Source organism: Legionella fallonii LLAP-10 (genome assembly GCF_000953135.1).
In the GTDB taxonomy this organism is placed as follows: Bacteria; Pseudomonadota; Gammaproteobacteria; order Legionellales; family Legionellaceae; genus Legionella; species Legionella fallonii.
Genome location: NZ_LN614827.1, coordinates 3,031,652 through 3,051,940 on the forward strand (window position 1 = coordinate 3,031,652; position 20,289 = coordinate 3,051,940).

Below are 20,289 nucleotides of genomic sequence, written 5' to 3' on the forward strand. Positions count from 1 at the left end.
ACTAACTATTATACATACGATTCCATAATTTTTCTTTTACCGTGAGCCATTCATTAGCCAAAATACTAAAAATAACTGTATCAGTGATTAACCCATGATGATGAATCATGTGTTGGCGCAAAAAACCCTCTTCTTTGGCTCCTAATTTTTTTAGGGTGTTATATGAACGCTTATTCTTAGGATCGGCTGCAACTTGAATCCGATTAACCTGCCACTGTTCAAACGCCTGTTGAAACAATAACCACAAAGACTCATGGTTCACCCTGCTTCCCCATACAGCAGGAGTAAACCAGCTATATCCCACCTCTAGGCGCTTATGACATAGTTCAATGTCATAATAAGCACTGCTACCTACAATACGCTGATCCAATAAACGCCGCACAACATAAGTAATTTGCGTCCCATTTTCTTGTTTTACTAAGGTCTCACTAAACCAATTATCAAAAAAATCACCATAAGCTTTCATCGGCATGTAGATCCAGATACGTTCATCATTTGCTGCATAACGCAAAAACTCATAATGATCTTTTTCGAGTGGTTCAAGTTGTATTTCTTTACCAATAAGGGGATGAAGAACGAAAGGTGTTTTAAGCATAATCTTTTTCTGGCAGATTTTTAATTAAGGATACCAGCCTATGAATAGCATGAACAGAAGTCCAATATAACATCGGTTCATGTAATTTAAATATTATTTGTAAACAATAACTTAAATACTTTGGACTCTCATAGATAAAATCGATAAAAAAATTAAGAAATAAAGAAACAACATGGTTGTTTCATACACAATGTTTCCCTATAATGCCATTCTAGTTCTAACAACAATAAGGTACCATCAAATGAAAAAATGGATATTACTGGCTGCAAGTAGTGTTTTTATGATGAATGCATATGCCAATGATAATAAAATGTGGTGTGATTATAAGGATTATTTTCATTTAAGCGATCAATCACATCCTGGCATCTATGTCGTTAGTGGCTTTAGTGAGCAAGATGTTATATTGCAAATTGTTGGACCACGTAGTTTCATTGTTAGAGACTCTTATTTCTGCCGCTCTGGTTATGCTCATGTGACAGTTGCTTATGACCAAGAACATTGGTGTGTACTAGACATTAAAGATGGCCCATATATGAATCATCCAATAGTTAGCGCTTCATGCAACGGTATGCGTTATTTGGATACTACTTATGATGGTCTTGGCAGCTATTCCTACTCGATCAACCTCGATTAATAACACAGCGTCAACGCGTTACTTATTAACGAATTGATTTTTTTCTTCTTCTCTCCCTTTATAATTAAGGGAGAGAAGAGATGTACCGCTCCCCTCTTTTGATAAAGAGCGTTCTGTCGCTCCTTATAAAATAAGCTTCTACTCACTTAGCTAGGGTAGCCTTGATGCGCCCAGCGAAATCAAGGTTTTCACTCCTTTGCAGGCCCAAGCAGATAGTTAACAGATCTTCTGGCTGTTTAGCTAAATAGGTAGGTTGATGCTTTAATAAGGCTTTCTCCGAATTGTATCCCCAGGTAACGACGTAAGAGCTCAAGCCTATTTGAGAAACACCATATTGTCTAAACACATCTAACGCTTTTTCGTAAAAAGAGACATCAATGCGCGGGTCATATCACGTATTAATTGACGAACGATCTGTCTGAATAACGTGTTTTTGGTGACAAGGGTAATCATAGACGTTGCCTTGGACTCTTTACTGGATACTTCAGAAGCAGATATGACCGTTGATTTTTGTTCCATTAAAATATCCTTGGCAGAGCGTTGCTCTTGTCTTTGACTATAGTGAGGATAGATCGAGGATACAGCAACAATTTTTGCTAATTCTTGCTCACTCAAGACCCCCATTCTTGATTCAGGCGCCCTCACCATACATTGAATTAACGGGGTCGGCTGGCCCTTGCCATCTAAAGCACTTACTAATGCTTCACCTATTCCTAAAGCAGTAAGCAATTGCTCTGTTTGATAGTATGTTGACGAAGGAAAGTTTTGTGCCACTAATTTCATGGCTTTCCTATCCTTTGCAGTAAAGGCGCGTAAAGCATGCTGAATTTTTAAGCCCAGCTGGCTTAACACATTTTCTGGAATATCGTTTGGTGTTTGTGTGCAAAAAATTAATCCAATACCCTTAGAGCGTATTAATTTTACCATTGTATCCAACAAGCTTAGCAAGGCCTTACTTGCATTATTGAAAATCAAATGAGCTTCATCAATGAATAAAATTAACTTAGGTTTTTCTGGATCGCCTAACTCCGGCATTTTTCTGTAAACATCCGATAGTAACTTCAGCATGAACGTAGAAAATAGTTTAGGCTTATCTTGCATATCTAACAAACGCAGAATTGAGATAATGCCCAACCCTTGAGCATTTACTCTCACCAGATCCCCCACATCAAAAGCGGGTTCGCCAAAAAACTCATCTCCGCCTTGAGTTTCCAGCTCAATGATCTTGCGCATAATAGTTCCCGTGGAAGATGCAGCAACATTACCGAATTGTGCCTCAATTTTTGCTTTTCCTTCATCAGTTTGCACAAATTGTAATATGCTCTTCAAATCAGCTAAGGTGATTAGTGGCAATTGCTCTGTTTTGGCATATTCAAATAAAACGGTAACGACACCTTCTTGTGTTTCATTGATACCCAACATCCGTGAGAATAGTAATGGCCCAAAGCCAGAAACTGTTGCGCGCAACGGAACACCAGAATGAGACTCACTTAACGTTAAAAACTCTACCGGAAAACCTCGTGGTACGTAATCCAAATTTAATGATTTACTCCGAGTAAGCATTGCTTCAGTTGCCTCACCCGGCATTGCCAACCCCGAAATATCTCCTTTAATATCCATCACTAAAGAAGGAACACCAAGTAAAGATAATTGTTCACTGAGTACTTGAATAGTTTTTGTCTTACCGCTACCAGTAGCCCCTGCAATTAATCCATGCCGGTTCAGTGCTTTTAAAACCAAATTGACCGGCGCATCTGCAATCAACTGGTTATCCATGATGATGCCACCAAGTTGCAGAGAAGATAATTGACCTACTTGGTAGGGAACGCGTATATCATCATACATAAACACTATCCTTATATACCTAAATATCATTAAGTATAATCTAAAAGCTACATTGCACGTTGGTAGTTAATTACTAAAGACAGCGTGGACAGATACCGTAAATGTTAAGAGCATGATCTGTCATTTTAAAATTAGCTCGTTCTGCGATTACCTTTTGTCTTTGCTCAATTATTTCATCGACAAACTCTTCAACGAGTCCGCATTTGACACAAACTAAATGATCGTGGTGAGGTCCTTGGCTCAGTTCAAAAACTGAATGACCACCTTCAAAATTATGACGAGACACTAATCCCGCTGCTTCAAACTGAGTCAGTACTCTATAAACAGTAGCTAAACCTACATCTTCTCCTGTCTCTAATAATGCTTTATAAACTCCTTCGGCACTTAGATGGTGATTGTGGGATTGCTCTAATATTTGCAGTACCTTCAATCGTGGCAAAGTAATCTTTAATCCGACATTTTTTAATTGCTTACTTTCTTCCACTGGTACTCCTTAACTAAAATAGATTTGCACCTGATTGCAGGTGTCTTTCAATAAACGACATGTTATTATGGCGAAATTTTTCATCATAGGCAAAAAAATGCGAATAATTACCCTTCTTTTTAGTATTATTATAGTCTCTTTAACGTTAACACAATGTACATCCTATGATTTTTCGCGGCGTATAGCGCAACAAGGTAACTTATTGCCACAAGATAAAATATCACGCTTAAGAATAGGGATGAGCAAAGATGACGTTGCCATCTTAATGGGCACCAGCATCATCAGCCCAACTTTTAATAATGACCGTTGGGATTATGCTTACACTTGGCGCAAAGGTTCTGGTCCCATAGAAATTCGTCATGTCAGTCTATATTTTTCTAGAGGTTCTTTAGCCCGTGTAGAGCATAAGCCCTAAATAAAGTACAACGCATTAATGAGTCATAATCCCCTTTACGGTTCCGTTACTTGTCTGCGGAACCCTGAAGCTCTAGTTCGCTGGGGGCTCCTATAGGAATTATTACTTAAAATTTACATTATCCTGACCTAAGCGGTTCCCTCAAAGACCAACCCTTACATTTAATGCAGGTTGATAAACCTCTATTTCATTCTCATTAGACCTATAAGGAAAAAAAGCATTCTTATTAGTAGAAAACACACTGTTCTTCTTCAAATAAAACTCTGATTTCTCTTCAAGGAACAAGTCGCCATTTATCCTATCTACCTCAGTGTATGTTCGAGCCTTAGTATTACAAAAATCATCCGTTGTCTTTAAATCAAGCTCTCTTTCGCTCTGAACTAAAGGCGATGAAAGGGACGAGTCAACGTTCATTACTTGATCCTTATCACATTTTACTTGGCTCATAAAAGAGGAAAAACAAGCGTGAGTTAAGAAAATGAATAATGAGCCAAGACCTAATATAGCTCGATTGATAGGTTCTATAGATTTAAATTTAATAGGAGAAAGAAAAAGAATGGTACTGATAGTAAGCATGATGCATTTATAGCCCGTCATTCCATTTTTTAAACCGCTAATTAGTATTGGTGTTGGTGCGATTTCAATAACCGGTCTATGACCAATAGTGAGATTTTGCTTTTCAAGTAAAGCAAGATGAATTTCTCTTTCCTGATTTTCTAATTGCTCTTGCGTCTTAAGTTCGTCATAGATTTTGATTGCCACAGTCGCGATGAAATAGATAATACAAAAAACGGTAATTACTGCTAACGAAGAAGGGGTTACAGAACCAAGAATTAAAATACCTATATAAGGATTTAAACCATCAATTAGCCCGCTAACTAGAGCAGAACACAATAATTGTGTTCTCAATTGCTGCGATTGTACTTGTATACGGTTAATAAACTGACTAATTTTGAGTTCATCTAACTCTGTAGCGGCCTGTATTTCAGCTAAAAGCTTTTTATTTTCATCCATTATCTTTGTACGCTGTGAGGCAATAGATCGAAACCAAACTCGATTAAGAACAGCCGCGGCACCTAATAATAGGCTAGTAGAAACAATAAAATTACGCAGATCCCCCATATCCAAAAAACAAATTAAGGTCAAAGTACTTTGCACTGCACGGTAGGTGTTCCTTAAACATTTCATTGCCTCACGAGCATAGGGCCAAAGTAATATTAAGTAATTTTTGTCTTTTTCTTTAAGATGATTGGATAATAAAGAAAGAATAATAAATGAGGATGTACTGAGCATTATCGTTGAGAAGCCAACGGGTGAACTAATCCATTCTTGCATTGCTTGCGTCGCGGCATCCGTATTAGAAAAATACATATCAAATAGATATCTAATTGTACTAAAGGACAATTTACTAGCATCTATTATGAGATAGAACGAATAAAATAATTTTCTCGCAGGAAATAATTGCTCCTTAACATTTTTACTCTTCGATTGTTGAGAGCAAACCTCTTCAAAATCAGGGGTAATTGGATTAGAAGAGACAGTGAATGTCATTACTACTCATGGACAATGAAAATTATGCATCACATTGTACTTTTATTGCAACAAAATGCAATATAAAAATCACTTAGACCATTATAAATGCTAAAGCAATTGATTTAGATGAATTAGCTCATTCAGCCCAAAGCAATACCTGCCAAGCCCCTCTAAATGTAGCACTAACGAATTAAATTCGCCGCGGGTTAAGCTCCCTGCCCTCTTTATAGAGCTATTTCCTTCTAATTGATCTGAACGCTCATATACTTTATCATCTCTCATCGAAATAAAATCCAGAATAAGAAATAAATGCAAAATGTAGCAAAGTTGCTAGCTATATCTCTAATAACGCTGACTCCGACCCTGTCTTTCGCCACCCTAAGACAATTCACTAGCAGAGATTGCCCTGCTTTAGCAATGCCTAAAACGGTCTTATTAGTTCATGCATCATGGTGCTCACACTGCAAGGCTTTTTTGCCAGTTTACGCACAAGTTTCTGACAAAGAAAAATACAGAGATTGGATTTTCTATCAACTGGAAAATGATAAATTTGAAAATGTTTGTGGTACTGCTATTAGAGGTGTTCCTGTCACATTTAAAAATAATATGAAAAACAATTTTATGGGAAACAGGCCGCAATCAGCCCTGGAAGAGTTTTTAGATTCGAATGCGTAGAATAGACTTTGAACTAGCTATTAGAGTACCTTCTCTGTGAGACACGAGGTTGAGACTCCACTAACATCTTAAATATGCTATACGAAATATCATTTATAAGAATATCGCAGTAATTTTTTGATTATGCCGACACTGCAGACCCAACTTTTAATCTTTTCCTGAATGTCGTTAATAGATTGGATTTTTCTTGAAGAGTTCATTTATTTTCCTAAGGAAAAGCACGATGTAAAAACTACTCCGCAAACCTTTATCAACGGTGAACGAATTGGTGGTTATGACGATTTACGACGTCACTTTGGAAAGAAAGTAAGAGATAAGTTATCGCCCAGTTATTGCACTTTTTGCAGTTACTGCGCTAATGGCAATGGCGACAAGCTATGCTTTCTCTGGCAGCCCGTTTGCGCCAGGTGCTTTAAGCCGGTTTATTGCCTTTAGCATGACAGTTCTTGCTCTGCTAAAACTACAGAATATCGAAAGTTTCTCAACGATGTTTCTAAATTACGACCTCTTAGCTAAACGCTGGATTCCTTACTGCTACATTTATCCCTTTACTGAATGTTTAGCAGGGATATTGATGATCTCAGGTGCTTTAAATTGGCTTTCCATTCCAGTTGCCTTATTCATCGGAACCGCAGGCGCTCTTTCCGTGTTTAAAGCCGTTTATATTGATAAACGTGAACTGAAATGCGCCTGTGTTGGCGGTGACAGTAACGTACCTCTCGGATTTATTTCACTCACCGAAAACTTAATGATGCTTGGAATGGCCTTATCCATGTTGTTTATGTAATGGGATTAACTTATTAGGAGCATACCTTAAGCGGTACTTATCTACTCTTTTATTGTTAGACCTCATTTTCAACAACTCTGAGTCTTACGCTAATGCGCTTGATCATACCATGAAGCATGAAACACCTAACAAAAGCACTATCCACGTAGTTATTGAGAATGAGCCAAATAAAATCATAGCCAATAAAACATAAATCCTTCGATTGCAACTTTTAAAGCAATTTCACCATCCTATGGATACTAGTAATCAAATGGCGATAGCTATCTTTAATGGTTTCTATCAAGAGCAAAAGTTCCTTGGTATTCGTCTGAAATGCAAATATTTTCGGTTGCGTCCGCTGGCTGGAAAAAAACATAAGAATTTGGCTTGAATTCTTGCTGCTGAGTAAGGCCACGCTGCGGACTTGCATTTACAAGAACTCCTTTGCGAGCTTGAATTTCTACTTGAGAAAAAGTCATCCCCTCTTTTCGGGCTTCTAGTACATATTTACCCTCAGGAACATTGAGAAAAGCAACCCCTCCGTCCATTGTTGTAGCGCTTAATGTTCTGACAAAGGGATTTGTTATATCAAGAATTGGTACTGTACCAAAATAAAAAGGATTCTTATCTATTTTCGGGGTTATCTCTACTGTTACCCCCGCAATCCCTTGTGGAATATCTTCAATAGTTTTATTTAGCGCGGTCACTGTGGTTGCAATCTGACATAATTCAGGATTCTCTGTTACCCCCATAGCCAAAAAAAGGAATTTGTAAACTATGTTGGATGGCACTTGAAATGTAATATTTTTTAGATAGTCCTTATTATTGAAGCCTTCTGATGTAACAATCATCGTGGAAGTTTGTGTTGTTTTATATCCTGACCAAAGAGAACCTGTTTTTTCAAAAACCAGAGTTATAGGCTGTCCAATAGGATATTCAAAAGGGCCAAATTTCCCTGCTGAATCCGTCGTCAATTTGATAGTTTCATCTTCAATCACTGTTATCGTTGCACCATTAATTGGCCAGCCAGTTGCATACGAATGAGCAACTCCAGAGACTAGAGCCGTTTCCTTTTTTTCTGTTTCCTTTTTCATAGTAAATATCCTTTTCAAGCAAGATTATGGAGTAATGACTATCTTTCAGTTGGATTAACGAAAGTTTCATTTATTACTCTAATTCATTCTGCCTAAAATAAGAAATAAATATTATGTACACTCCACCGCCTACGTGCCGCGACTTGTTCCTGAGAAATAGTCACAAAAGGCTTAGTGCTCCGGAACTTACGCCCTAATGAAGAAAAAATCCCATGCCAAAAGTTAACGGAATTAAATAAATATTGAACTACTTCTGAATGAGACTCTTAGTAACGAGTTAAGTCCTATACTGATAGTACTTATGTAACACTGATGTTATTGCATGACACATTTTCTCTTTGGTTGGTCTTCCTCTAATTCATCCCATCCCTCTAATCCTTCCGGCTCGCTACCTATCAGAGCTTCTTCTGCATAATATTTGGCATTTTTGCACGTTGCTGCAATTTTCATGCCTTCAGCTTTTCCAACATAGCCACCGAAAAAAGTAGAAATATGCATAGATATCTCTGCTGGAAAAATTCTATCAAATGCACCTACCAATGCCCCTTCTGTGTACGCTTTATTGCGCTCAATAGCAGGTCGTAGAGGGTTTAAAATGTTTTCAACTGCCGTGATTACTTCGGTCTTTCCATCCGTCAAAATCACATTGCCTATTTTTTTAATTATATTTGTAGGTTCGCCTGCAAAACCATTATTAACTAATAATTTTGCAATGAGTTCAGCTGCCACAATCTGACCGTTAAGAAACTCCTTGTGGAAAGTTGAAAATGTGTAATACATTGGGCAACGCCCGTCTTTATCAGTGGCATTGGGATTGGCTTTAAATTTTAAAAGCTCACGAATAATTGGAAAATATTTTTTAAGGCCAGATACAGAGTTAGCGACACCATTACCACAAGCATGCATGAGAGGAGTTTTATCTGCATTATCTCTTGATTCAGGGTCGGCTTTATTTCTTAAAAGAAAAGTCACTAAATCTAATCTTCTTGCTCTAACAGCATAGCTTAACGCTGACTCATAAGTTACATTCGAAGTGGTTGGTTGATTAAGATACATGTGGATTGGAAACATAAATCTGTTATTAATGTTTGCATCATTAGCAAGCCATTTTTCACACTTGGTAAATTTTTTTTCCTTTTTTATTACAATCTCATGTATAGCTTTTGCAAACTGCTCATTACTTGTTTGGGAATTTGGTGCTGGAGTAGACATTTCTTTTTTCATTTCAAAATAGGTTTAAAAATAAAAGCATTCCGGATTATAATAAAACCAACAAAAAATGTCAAAATATTGAACAAATTCAAAAATTAGTGTTCATTGCCTTACAAATAAAATATCGTAATAATCGTCTGGAAGCAGATCATGGAAAGCTTAAGAGCCTTATTAATCCATTCCGAGGATTTCAGTCCATGAAAACGGCTTACGCTACTATTAAAGGATTTGAAATCATGCGTATGTTTAAGTTCAATAGTTGGATGTATGATACACGTACTGAAGTGTCTTTTATTGATGAACCATTTGCTCAATACAGTTAAGAGATGTCCAAAACTTATGATTTTTTTAGTCGATTCATTTTTGCAACGAAGCCTATCAATTAATAATGGAAAACATGAGATCTCTGAATATACATTATCACCTTTACAGAATATGGACATCTGCTGAATAAGCCTATAGGTAAAAATCTAAATGGGGACAAACGCTAAACATTTTAATTTCAGTAAATAACTTAAGGCTATAATTAAATTAAAATACCTCATAAGGATAAATTTTAAATGGACTTCCCAGGTGTTCCCCAATCACAAATAGAAGACGAACTGGTCACCGAGGCCTATAAAAATTATTCGACTTTAATCGTTGGTGATTTTTTTGCAGCTATCTTATTGGCTTCTATTCTCTGGAATAAAGTTAGTAACCCTCGCTTTGTGGCAATATGGTTTACGTTGATGTTCGTTTTTAATCATCTACTAAAAGCTATATTTTATCTTAATTATTGCCAACGAACAAAACAAGGTAATTTGCCTCATCGACGATTTTGGGAAAATTATTTCATACTGAATCATTTGCTATCAGGCATTTTGTGGGCTTTAGGAGGATTACTATTTCTCCTTGTAGAAGATCCACTTATTCGTTTAGTTATTTTTATATATCTCACCGGTTTGCTCGGAGCACCAATATCTAAATTGATATCATTCCATTTAGCTTACATTAGTTTTATGATCCCAATTTGGTTGGTAATGCTCTTTTTATCCGTGTCTATTTTACCTTCGCTGTCACCTATTCTATTGCCGGCTGCCTTGCTTTATTTTACTGTAATGCTCCTGAGCGCCGCTGCGGCTCATCACTCATTAATAAAATCAATTTACTTACAAATATACAGTACCACTCTTTTATCTGATTTAAAGCGCAGCGAAGAAAGTTTTCGTAATACTATTGAAAATGCCCCCATTGGCATGGCGATTGTCTCGCCAGAAGGAAAATTTATACATGCCAACCAGACGCTACAAGAAATATTAGGTTATACGGATGATGAATTACATAGCAAAAACATGTTAGAAATTACTTACCCTGCTGATATAGCTATGACTAATGATGCCATGAGTAAACTCATCAATGGGGAATTGCGTATTGCTCACCTGGAAAAACGCTATATCCGCAAAGATGGCAGTATTATCTGGTCCATGGTAAGTTCCTCACTGATTCGAAACGACCAAGGTCAGCCGATTAATTTTATTATGCAAATGAAAGATGTCAGTGATCGCATTCAAAATGAAGAAAAAATGCGTCAACTTAATAAGAAAACGATGGAGACTTTAAATGAATTAAAGCTACTCGAACATGATGAAAATTTATTAAATAAGTTAAATCGCTCCCTGCAAATTTGTGTTACAGGAGAAGAGGCTTATCCACGAATCAATTTAATTGCACAAGACTTATTCCCTGAATTAAGTGGTGGTTTATCTGTTTTTAATAAGTCGTCCAACCAAATGGAAACCGTAATTCAATGGGGACAAGATCAATTATTACCAAAGCTATTTTCTCCAATGGATTGTTTTGCGATCCGTGAAGCTAATACTAATCTTGTTGAAGATCCCCAAAAAGCAGTACCTTGTAATCATTATTTAACACTCCCCGAAGGAGGCTATATTGCATTACCTCTAATGGTACAAAATGAATTAATTGGCGTAATTCATTTGTTGGCACCAAAAGGTAAAAAACTAACACAACACCAACAGGATATGGCAACTTCATTTGGCAATATTGTTAAATTGGCGTTAGCTAATATTAATTTACGCGCCTCATTAAGCGAGCTCACATTACATGATCCATTAACCAACTTATATAATCGACGATATTTAAATGAATTTTTATCGCGAGAATTAGTTCGAATTGCACGAAAGAAAAGTACACTATGCGTGGCCATGCTAGATATCGATAATTTCAAACAATTTAACGATACTTATAGTCACTTGGCGGGTGATGAGGTGCTGAAATCACTTGGGCAATTATTAACTAAATATTTTCGTGAAACTGATATTTCTTTTCGTTTTGGTGGCGAGGAGTTTGTCGTGGTATTACTCAATATCACCTTAGATAATGCCGTTAATAAAATGGATGAATTCCGTGAGCAGTTAAAAAATATAATGGCTTATTATAAAGACAGGCCATTGCCGAACATTACCATTTCCATTGGAATAGCAGAAGCTCCACAACATGGTGCTACTATTGAAGAGATAATAAAGGCCGCAGACCATGCACTCTATGCTGCTAAAGAAGAGGGTAAAGATAGAGTAAAAGCCTATAATCCTTGAATCTACTACGAACCATGACTACACTGCCAAATTTAGGATAATTAAATTTCCAGTTAGCAGCTAAAAAAATTATAACGCTTATCCTCGCAATGATTACTCTTCATTTACCCCCTATTCTTGCTTAATAGTTTTAACTACAAGTTCGTAAGCATTATTTAACAATGACTCGCCATGTGCACTAAGCAGATGACGGAAACATGACGTAACTGTGACCGCACTATACTGTTTTAGGCAGTAATTGGCAAAATTGTTACCTCACAATCTGCTGATTCTATTAATATTTATTCTTGTTCAAATGGACTTCGAACCAAGGCATCATGGTTGCGATCTCCTCCGAAAACACTAGTTAAAATCAAAGAATTAGCGCCAATTAGGCTTTCTCGCTATGACTGTTGGTGAAAGATTTAACCTACCAACCCCTATGAATAAATGCAATATTATGGAATAATTATTACCCAATTTTAATAATATTAGTCTACTTATATGAAAATAAAGGCAATTTATTTAATGATCTCTATTTTTTTTCCTGTCGCTTTATTCGCTAGCACTGCGACTTGTCCTTTATCAAACGGAATCAATGTACACACCACAAAGCAAATTTTAAATATTTGTAAACACGGCACTGTAATTAAGACCTTTAAAGTAGCTCTAGGATACAAAGGTGTCGGTAAAAAACACGCGGGGGATAATAAAACTCCAATTGGTTTATATGGGTTAGCTCATCCAAGAAAATCCAATCAATTTAAAGTCTTTATTCCAATTCTCTATCCGACTACAAAGCAATTAGCGGCAGGATATACAGGTAGAGATGTAGGGATCCATGGACCAACTCAGTCATCTAGTTTATTTAGCTGGTTAAGCAACTTACCAAACTCAACGCGTGGATGCATTGCTGTTGGCAAAAATAACCATATCGAGTATGTGGCTAATTGGGTAAAAGCCAATCCTGGAGCTAAGGTGTTAATTATTTAAATTTGATCTCGCATATTTCTTTGTACAACAGAAACGAGCTCATCAAGTATAAATAACATTAGAGACTCAATATATTAATGTATCACTATTAAACGTATATTAAAGAGACGGAGCTTTAACCGCTTTTGCCTAAACTTCTGGCAGATCGTGATTGATTTTCAACGGTAATGTAAAACGAAAAGCAGCTCCACCCTGCTTACGATTCTCAGCCCAAATGGTACCTCCATGTGCTTTGATAATACGATGACAAATGGTAAGCCCCAACCCTAAGCCGCGCTCAGAGGTTATCATTCGTCCTCGATAAAATTTTTCAAATACTTTATGCATCTCATCAGGCATGATCCCAGCCCCATTATCCTCCACGCTTATTTCAACTAGGGCATCCTTTTGAACGGCTGTAATATCAAGAGGATAATCCTTAGGGGTCAATTGAACCACATTATCTATCAAATTAATAAGCACATCCTGAATTAACGCATTATCATAATAAAGAACAGGAAAATCATCTGGTATATTAATATTAATGGTCCTACCTCCAAGTTTTAAACGAGATAATTCCAGTACTGTATTCAGAGTATCATTTAAAGAGTTAAGCTGCTTATTTACTCTTGCAGCTCTAGACTCAAGATAAGTAATTTGTAAGAAATTATTAATTAAACGACTTAATTGCTCTGATTCAAAATAAATATCTTTTCCTAATGATCTAATCTTGTTAGTACTTAATTTGTTAGCTAATTCAATTTGATTATTTGCGGCAACCATAATCGCGGCCAAAGGGGCTCGTAGTTGATGAGCAATAGAACGTAATAAGGCATTATCCATAAAATTTTTATCTCGAGACAAAGCCGATTTTCCTTTTTGTTCATGAGTTCTTTCCGCCTCTATAGCTAGAGCAAGATGACTGGTACAGGCCTCTAGTAGATGCATTTGTTCAGGAGTCAATAATCTTTTTTGCTTTATAGGACCAAGGCGCAAAACACCAATAGAGTTTTCCGCACCGGTTAACGGTAGATATAACGCTTCTGCAGAAGACAATGTATTAGTCCCTAAACCTGCAGGCTGTCCTAAATCATAAACCCACTGAGCAATGCTCTGCTCCTTAAGACTTGGGGGCTCATAGTTATGAGCTTTATCCCGAAAAACCAAATGACCATTTTCGGCAAAAAATATGACTACCTTATTAGCAAATTGTTGTGAAATAAAATGAAGTCCTGTTTCCAACAATTTATCGGTACCTCGAGTACTCGCCAAATCGCGAGTCAATTTATACAATGCGGACGCTTGTTGCTCAGAAAAACGCGCGGCCTCAGCTTGACGCTGTATCATAATAGTTAATGAGCTAACGACTTGAGCCATAAAAAACATGATAACAAAAGTGAAAATATAGGCCAGATCGCTAACTGCAAAACTATATGTCGGCGAGACAAAGAAAAAGTCAAAGGCCAATACACTTAAAAGAGAGGCAACAAGAGAAGGCCCTTGCTGCCCATAAAGAGATACAATGATGATGCTGAGTAAATACACCATGATTAAATTGAGCATGGGTACATAAGGGGATAAAAGAGAGTTTATCAATGTTGCCACTGCGACTATGCTTATAGCGGAAACATAGGTTGACCAGAAAACCTCTGGTTCCGTCCTAAACTCTTTAGCTAGCTTTGTCTGCTCTCGAGTACCCGTCATAATAAAGACATCAATTTCACCACTATAACGAACGATTTCATCGGCTAAATGACGGAAAAATAAATCTCGGGGTCGAGTACGAATTGTTTTCCATACCATAATTTGAGTGACATTCTGCTCATGAGCAAAATTCATTATCTCTTTAACAATATCGGTTCCCGACAAAAAACGTGTCTCTGCCCCTAATTGCTGAGCAAAACGTAAATTTTGAATTGCTTTGTTTTTAATTTCTTCAGATGATCTTAAACGTGGAATATCGACATAAACGGCCATCCACGTTGCATGTAAATTAGTAGCCATTCTCCTTGCTGCACGAATAAGCTTCAAGGACTCATTACCCGGCCCAACACAAACTAATATTTTTTCTTTCGTGGGCCAAATTTTAGTTATATGCTTGTCATGTCTATATGATATAACCTCCGCCCCCACTCGTTCGGCAGTCACACGTAGAGCCAAGGCTCTAAGAGCTATAAGATTGCCAATACGAAAAAAATTCTCTGCCGCAATTTCTGCCTGTTGTGCAAAGTAAACCTTTCCTTCATGCAAGCGTTTCAATAAATCCTCAGGAGGAATATCCACTAACTCAATGGTATCCGCTCTATCGATCATGAAGTCAGGAACGGTTTCTTTTATAGGTGCTTGAATAATTTGTGCGACATCATCATTAAGACTTTCTATATGTTGCACATTAAGCGTTGTATAAACATTAACGCCCCTATCAAGTAATTCTTTTATATCTTGCCATCGCTTGGAGTGACGCTGCCCTGGAGCATTGGTATGAGCCATCTCATCAATAAGGATTAAACCAGGATTCCTTTTTAGCGCCGCATCGATATCAAAATCCTCTAATTTATTCTCATGATAATAAATGACTTGGCGTGGTAAGACTTCAAAATCCATCATCATATGTTTTATTTCTTCCCGTCCATGAGATTCAACGACACCGATAACCACATCCAAACCTTTATTCCGCTCAGCAAAAGCATCACGTAGCATTTCATAAGTTTTGCCAACACCAGGAGCAGCCCCTAAATAAATTTTAAGCTTACCTTGTCGCTCCCGACGTTCCTCATCATGTACTTTACGCAGAATTTTTTCTGGATCGGGACGAGACTCACCCATGTTGCGCCCCCAATTCATCAAGAGCTAAATTTAATTGCAATACATTGACGCGGGGCTCTCCTAAGATGCCCAAAGTACGGCGTTGTATGTGTTGATGAATCAAGTGAGCTAAGCTTATTTCTTGCAGATGACGCGCCTTTGCAATTCGTGGGATCTGATAAAAAGCAGCCCAGGGACTAATTTCTGCATCCAAGCCGCTGCCTGAGGCGGTAACCAACTCAACGGGTACGGATAAGTTTTTATTGGTATTAAATTGGCGAAACGTTTGAGCGCGCTCTTTTATCTGATTAATAAAAGCAGGATTGGAAGGTCCCATATTAGACCCAGAGGAACTCTCACCATTATAAGGAAAAGGACTCGTTGCAGACGGTCTCCCCCAAAAATACTTTGCTTCAGTAAATGACTGCCCGATTAACCGAGAACCAACGACTTTATCGCCTTGTTTGATAAGGCTCCCATTAGCTTGGTGTGGAAAGAAAACTTGAGCTAGCCCAGTAACTACAAGTGGATAGATAATCCCAGTCAATATCGTCAAGAAAAAAAATAATCGCAACGCTATTTTTAAGTCTTTTACTTCCAGCTGTAATCTCTTCATATCTTATCCTTTAGGAATACAAACCTAGCCCCACTAACAATAGATCTATTATCTTGATACCGATAAAAGGAATAATAAGTCCTCCTATCCCATAAATTAATACATTCGAACGCAATAATCGTGAAGCGGATAAACTACGATATTTAACGCCCCGAAGAGCAAAGGGAATCAAAAAAATAATAATTAGGGCATTGAAAATAACTGCTGATAAAATAGCGCTTTGAGGTGTTGCAAGATGCATGATATTTAATACGTTTAATAAAGGATATGTTGTAGCAAACGCAGCAGGTAAAATAGCAAAATACTTAGCAATATCATTTGCAATGCTAAAAGTTGTCAATGCCCCGCGAGTGATTAATAATTGTTTGCCAATTTCAACGACTTCTATAAGTTTTGTTGGATTAGAATCCAAATCGACTAAGTTGCCCGCCTCTTTTGCCGCCTGGGTACCCGTATTCATTGCTACAGCGACATCGGCCTGAGCCAAAGCAGGAGCATCATTAGTGCCATCACCAGTCATTGCAACTAAATGTCCTTGATCTTGAAGTTTACGAATTAGATTCAACTTATCTTCGGGTTTTGCACAAGCAAGAAAGTCATCAATCCCCGCCTCTGCGGCAATGGCGGCCGCCGTTAATGGATTATCCCCGGTCACCATTATAGTTTTTATGCCCATCTGACGTAACTGAGCAAAACGCTCTCGTATTCCCCCTTTCACTATGTCTTTGAGATAAATAACCCCCAAGATTCGAGCTTCTTCAGCAACAACCAAAGCTGTTCCGCCCTTACGAGAAATAAGCTCCACATTTTCTTGTATTGAATTGGGAAACGCCCCCCCCCGCTCTTTAATATACTCCATAATCGCATCAGCAGAACCTTTACGTATTTGTCGCCCCGCCAAATTAGCCCCGCTCATCCTCGTCTCAGCTGAGAAAGGAATAAAAGTCGCTTCTAATTTATGAATTTCACGGCCACGAAGACCATATTTTTCTTTAGCTAAAATAACAATACTGCGTCCTTCCGGTGTTTCATCAGCTAAAGATGCGATTTGCGCAGCATCTGCTAACTCCTCAATAGAGACTCCTTCCGCAGGAATAAACTCAGTGGCTTGACGGTTGCCTAGGGTCACAGTACCTGTTTTATCTAACAACAAAACATCTACATCTCCAGCTGCTTCAACAGCACGACCAGATAAAGCGATTACATTCGCCTGAATCATTCTATCCATCCCTGCAATACCAATAGCAGAAAGTAATCCCCCTATAGTAGTTGGCGCTAAACAAACAAATAAGGCAATGAGCACAGTAATAGTAACTACATGACCGGACCCCGTTGTGTTAACACTATAAATGGAAAAAGGAAGTAAGGTGGCACAAACAAGCAAAAAAACAAAAGTAAGTGACGCCAGCAAGATAGTTAAAGCAAGCTCATTAGGTGTTTTTTGTCGTTTCGCTCCCTCAACTAAACTAATCATTCTATCTAAAAAGGTATCTCCGGGATTTGAGCTAATTCGGACGATAAGCCAATCTGAAATGACTTGTGTCCCCCCTGTAACAGAACTTCGATCGCCACCACTTTCACGAATCACAGGGGCACTCTCCCCAGTAATCGCACTTTCATTCACCGAAGCAATTCCTTCTATGACCTCACCATCACTAGGGATAAAATCACCCGCCTCAACTAAAACAATATCTCCCATCCGTAAAAGGGTAGATTTCACTAAAATATACTTTGCTGTTTTGGAAGGATGTGCTAATTTTTTTGCTTGAATTTCACCGCGAACTTTACGTAATGACTGCGCTTGCGCCTTTCCTCTACCTTCAGCCATAGCCTCCGCAAAATTAGCAAACAATAAAGTAAACCACAGCCAAAGTGTGATGGATAAAATAAATACTGGCGGAGCTTCACCCTGACTAATTAAAGATTGAATAAACAATATGGTAGTTAAAATAGAACCGATATATACGGTAAACATGACCGGATTTTTTATTTGATGACGCGGTGTCAATTTTACAAATGAGTCGCCTATGGCGGATCTTATAATATTAAAATCCCACAAAGATAATTTAGTGGCCATATTGCCCCCAAAGCAGAAGATGTTCAACAATTGGACCTAAGGCTAGTGCAGGTATAAATGAAAGTGCTCCAAAGATAAAGATTACACTAACTAAGAGAATGATGAACAATGGAGTATACGTTTGCAAAGTACCAGAACTACTTGGAATCCTCTTTTTCCTCACTAAAGAACCAGCAATGGCAAGGGTAGGTATGGCAATCCAGTACCGCGAAATAAGCATGGCCAAACCACCAACTACATTATAAAAATAAGTATTAGCATTGAGTCCGGCAAAGGCACTACCGTTATTATTCCCCATAGAGGTAAAGGTATAAAGTATTTCAGAAAACCCGTGAGCACCGGGATTAGCAAGCGAACTAGTTCCAGCCGCGCTGACACTTGCAATTGCCGTAAAAAGAAGAACGATTAATGGCATCACTAAAACAGTTAAGGAAGCCATTTTCATTTCAAATGGTTCAATTTTTTTACCCAAATATTCTGGCGTCCTCCCTACCATTAAACCGGCAATAAATACAGTCACAATAGCTAACATCAGCATTCCATATAAACCAGACCCCACCCCACCGCATACGACTTCGTTCAAGTGCATCATAAATAACGGAACAAAACCACCCATAGGCATAAATGAATCCAGCATGGCATTGACAGAACCATTAGACGCTGCTGTAGTAACGGTCGCCCAAATTGCTGAAGTAGCAGCACCAAAGCGTGTTTCTTTGCCTTCCATATTTCCGATAGCAGCTAAATGATGATCGCTCGACTGACTAACATCTAGAGCATTAAATGCAGGATTCCCTTTAATTTCAATATGTACAGCAAGAAAGGTTAATGGAATTAAAATAATGCACATCGCCGCAAATAATGCCCATCCTTGCCTTTTGTCGCTAACCATCATTCCATAGGTGTAGCAAAATGCAGCGGGAATAAGCAATATAGCCAACATTTCAAGAAAATTGGTTAAAGGATTCGGGTTCTCAAAAGGATGTGCTGAATTACTATTAAAAAAGCCCCCCCCATTAGTACCCAATTGTTTGATAGCCACCTGAGAGGCCACTGGCCCCATAGGAATCACTTGTTCTGTTATTTTCTTGGACTCCATCAAGGGATTACCATGCTCATCTTTCACAATTTGCCCTGAACCATCGAGCTTAGCCTGCGAAAAGCTACCTTCTTGAAGAAGGCTTATTTTTTGGTTAGGTATAAAATTTTGAATGACACCTTGGGAGGTTAAAACGATAGCTAAAAACAATGAAAGAGGAAGTAAGATGTAAAGTATGCCACGTACGGTATCAACCCAAAAATTACCTAAATTAGTACTTTCGCACCGTGCAATTCCTCTAATTAAAGCAACGAGCAAAGACATACCTGTCGCTGCAGAAAGGAAATTTTGTACTGTGAGCGCTATCATTTGAGTAAAATAGCTCATAGTGGTTTCGCCACTATAGGATTGCCAATTAGTATTGGTCACAAAACTTATTGCTGTATTAAAAGAGAGATCAGAGGAAGTTGCAAAAAAATGTTGCGGATTTAGCGGTAAATAGAACTGGACACGCTGAATCAAATAAACAACAAAAAAACCAATAAGATTAAAAATCAGCATGGCTGATAAATAGCTTTTCCAATTCATTTCCCGCTCTGGCTCAATACCACAGCATCGATAAAGAAAATGCTCAATAGGAGAAATGAATCGGCCTATGGCACAGTCTTTTCCCTCATAGACGCACGCCATATACCAACCCAAAGGCTTAACTAAGGCCAGAAGAACCAGATAGTATATAGCTATCTGTAAAATACTTATTTTAGTCATTACAGCGTCCTTTCTGCATATTAATCAGAACCATTCAGGCTTAAATAACACCGTTAATAAATACCCTCCTAAGAGCACAGTTACTATTCCGCAAACGATATAAAAAATCATTCATCACTCCGTGATAGAGAATCAAAAAAAAGAATTAGAACAAAACATAAACAAAAAAAGAAAGCAACCAAC

At 37.9% G+C, this 20,289-nt stretch carries 16 protein-coding genes and 3 pseudogenes; 7 read left to right on the forward strand and 12 right to left on the reverse strand.

The genetic code is table 11. From position 1 onward, the window contains the following. Window position 1: 1 nt before the first annotated feature. On the reverse strand, window positions 2-595 hold the full coding sequence (locus tag LFA_RS12515) for a GNAT family N-acetyltransferase (RefSeq protein WP_045096499.1): 594 nt from the start codon (window positions 593-595) through the stop codon (window positions 2-4). A gap of 241 nt (window positions 596-836) precedes the next feature. Here LFA_RS12515 and LFA_RS12520 point away from each other — a divergent pair, with 241 nt between their 5' ends. Next, the gene (locus tag LFA_RS12520; RefSeq protein WP_045096500.1) at window positions 837-1,229 is read left to right on the forward strand and encodes a hypothetical protein; all 393 of its coding nucleotides are present in this window, start codon (window positions 837-839) and stop codon (window positions 1,227-1,229) included. A 348-nt stretch (window positions 1,230-1,577) separates the two neighbouring features. Here the strand turns inward: LFA_RS12520 and LFA_RS12530 are convergent, their stop codons facing one another. Both LFA_RS12530 and fur read right to left on the reverse strand, forming a co-directional pair. Continuing rightward, complete coding sequence (locus LFA_RS12530; RefSeq protein WP_045096502.1) at window positions 1,578-3,074, reverse strand: helicase HerA-like domain-containing protein; 1,497 nt, start codon at window positions 3,072-3,074, stop codon at window positions 1,578-1,580. A 73-nt stretch (window positions 3,075-3,147) separates the two neighbouring features. Beyond that, a complete protein-coding gene (fur, locus tag LFA_RS12535) occupies window positions 3,148-3,558 on the reverse strand; it encodes a ferric iron uptake transcriptional regulator (RefSeq protein WP_045096503.1) in 411 nt (136 codons plus the stop codon). Window positions 3,559-3,625: 67 nt separating this feature from the next. Between fur and LFA_RS12540 the strand changes: the two genes are divergently transcribed. Continuing rightward, window positions 3,626-3,973 (forward strand): outer membrane protein assembly factor BamE, encoded by a 348-nt coding sequence (locus tag LFA_RS12540; protein WP_045096504.1) that lies wholly within the window; start codon window positions 3,626-3,628, stop codon window positions 3,971-3,973. Window positions 3,974-4,114: 141 nt separating this feature from the next. On the opposite strand, the gene LFA_RS12545 is transcribed toward LFA_RS12540, so the two are convergent. Further along, window positions 4,115-5,524, reverse strand: coding sequence for a hypothetical protein (locus LFA_RS12545; protein ID WP_045096505.1), 1,410 nt, complete (start codon window positions 5,522-5,524; stop codon window positions 4,115-4,117). 291 nt (window positions 5,525-5,815) lie between these two features. Here LFA_RS12545 and LFA_RS12550 point away from each other — a divergent pair, with 291 nt between their 5' ends. Both LFA_RS12550 and LFA_RS12555 read left to right on the forward strand, forming a co-directional pair. Beyond that, window positions 5,816-6,181 carry a thioredoxin family protein gene (locus LFA_RS12550; RefSeq protein ID WP_045096506.1) on the forward strand — a complete coding sequence of 122 codons (366 nt, stop codon included), beginning with the start codon at window positions 5,816-5,818 and terminating at the stop codon, window positions 6,179-6,181. 210 nt (window positions 6,182-6,391) lie between these two features. Next, a pseudogene (locus tag LFA_RS12555) lies at window positions 6,392-6,968 on the forward strand (MauE/DoxX family redox-associated membrane protein); the annotation flags it as partial. Window positions 6,969-7,234: 266 nt separating this feature from the next. Here the strand turns inward: LFA_RS12555 and LFA_RS12560 are convergent. Both LFA_RS12560 and LFA_RS12565 read right to left on the reverse strand, forming a co-directional pair. After that, window positions 7,235-8,041: a peptidase associated/transthyretin-like domain-containing protein gene (locus LFA_RS12560; RefSeq protein WP_052673963.1), complete on the reverse strand. Its 807-nt coding sequence runs from the start codon at window positions 8,039-8,041 to the stop codon at window positions 7,235-7,237. Between the two features lie 315 nt (window positions 8,042-8,356). Beyond that, entirely contained in the window at window positions 8,357-9,253 is an 897-nt protein-coding gene (locus tag LFA_RS12565; RefSeq protein WP_045096507.1) for an ankyrin repeat domain-containing protein, read from the reverse strand. Window positions 9,254-9,366: 113 nt separating this feature from the next. On the opposite strand from LFA_RS12565, the pseudogene LFA_RS19525 reads away from it, so the two are divergent. After that, window positions 9,367-9,576 (forward strand): annotated as a pseudogene (locus tag LFA_RS19525) (DDE-type integrase/transposase/recombinase); the annotation flags it as partial. A 237-nt stretch (window positions 9,577-9,813) separates the two neighbouring features. After that, window positions 9,814-11,850, forward strand: a complete 2,037-nt coding sequence (locus LFA_RS12570) for a diguanylate cyclase (RefSeq protein WP_045096508.1) — start codon at window positions 9,814-9,816, stop codon at window positions 11,848-11,850. 111 nt (window positions 11,851-11,961) lie between these two features. Here LFA_RS12570 and LFA_RS20360 read toward each other — a convergent pair. Further along, a pseudogene (locus LFA_RS20360) lies at window positions 11,962-12,045 on the reverse strand (hypothetical protein); the annotation flags it as partial. A 288-nt stretch (window positions 12,046-12,333) separates the two neighbouring features. Between LFA_RS20360 and LFA_RS12575 the strand changes: the two are divergent. Then, on the forward strand, window positions 12,334-12,822 hold the full coding sequence (locus tag LFA_RS12575) for a L,D-transpeptidase family protein (RefSeq protein WP_045096509.1): 489 nt from the start codon (window positions 12,334-12,336) through the stop codon (window positions 12,820-12,822). Between the two features lie 129 nt (window positions 12,823-12,951). Here LFA_RS12575 and LFA_RS12580 read toward each other — a convergent pair whose 3' ends face one another. Genes LFA_RS12580 through kdpF form a run of 5 tightly spaced genes read right to left on the reverse strand, consistent with a single transcriptional unit; the run spans window position 12,952 to window position 20,217 of the window. After that, the gene (locus LFA_RS12580; RefSeq protein ID WP_045096510.1) at window positions 12,952-15,627 is read right to left on the reverse strand and encodes a sensor histidine kinase; all 2,676 of its coding nucleotides are present in this window, start codon (window positions 15,625-15,627) and stop codon (window positions 12,952-12,954) included. After that, the gene (kdpC, locus tag LFA_RS12585; protein ID WP_045096511.1) at window positions 15,620-16,222 is read right to left on the reverse strand and encodes a potassium-transporting ATPase subunit KdpC; all 603 of its coding nucleotides are present in this window, start codon (window positions 16,220-16,222) and stop codon (window positions 15,620-15,622) included. Before kdpC ends, LFA_RS12580 begins: the two co-directional genes overlap by 8 nt. 10 nt (window positions 16,223-16,232) lie before the next feature. Then, window positions 16,233-18,299, reverse strand: coding sequence for a potassium-transporting ATPase subunit KdpB (gene kdpB / locus LFA_RS12590; protein WP_045096512.1), 2,067 nt, complete (start codon window positions 18,297-18,299; stop codon window positions 16,233-16,235). Then, complete coding sequence (gene kdpA, locus LFA_RS12595; protein ID WP_045096513.1) at window positions 18,289-20,106, reverse strand: potassium-transporting ATPase subunit KdpA; 1,818 nt, start codon at window positions 20,104-20,106, stop codon at window positions 18,289-18,291. The genes kdpB and kdpA overlap by 11 nt, the downstream gene beginning before the upstream one ends. Before the next feature lie 24 nt (window positions 20,107-20,130). Continuing rightward, complete coding sequence (gene kdpF / locus LFA_RS20635; protein ID WP_084602175.1) at window positions 20,131-20,217, reverse strand: K(+)-transporting ATPase subunit F; 87 nt, start codon at window positions 20,215-20,217, stop codon at window positions 20,131-20,133. Window positions 20,218-20,289 lie beyond the last annotated feature (72 nt).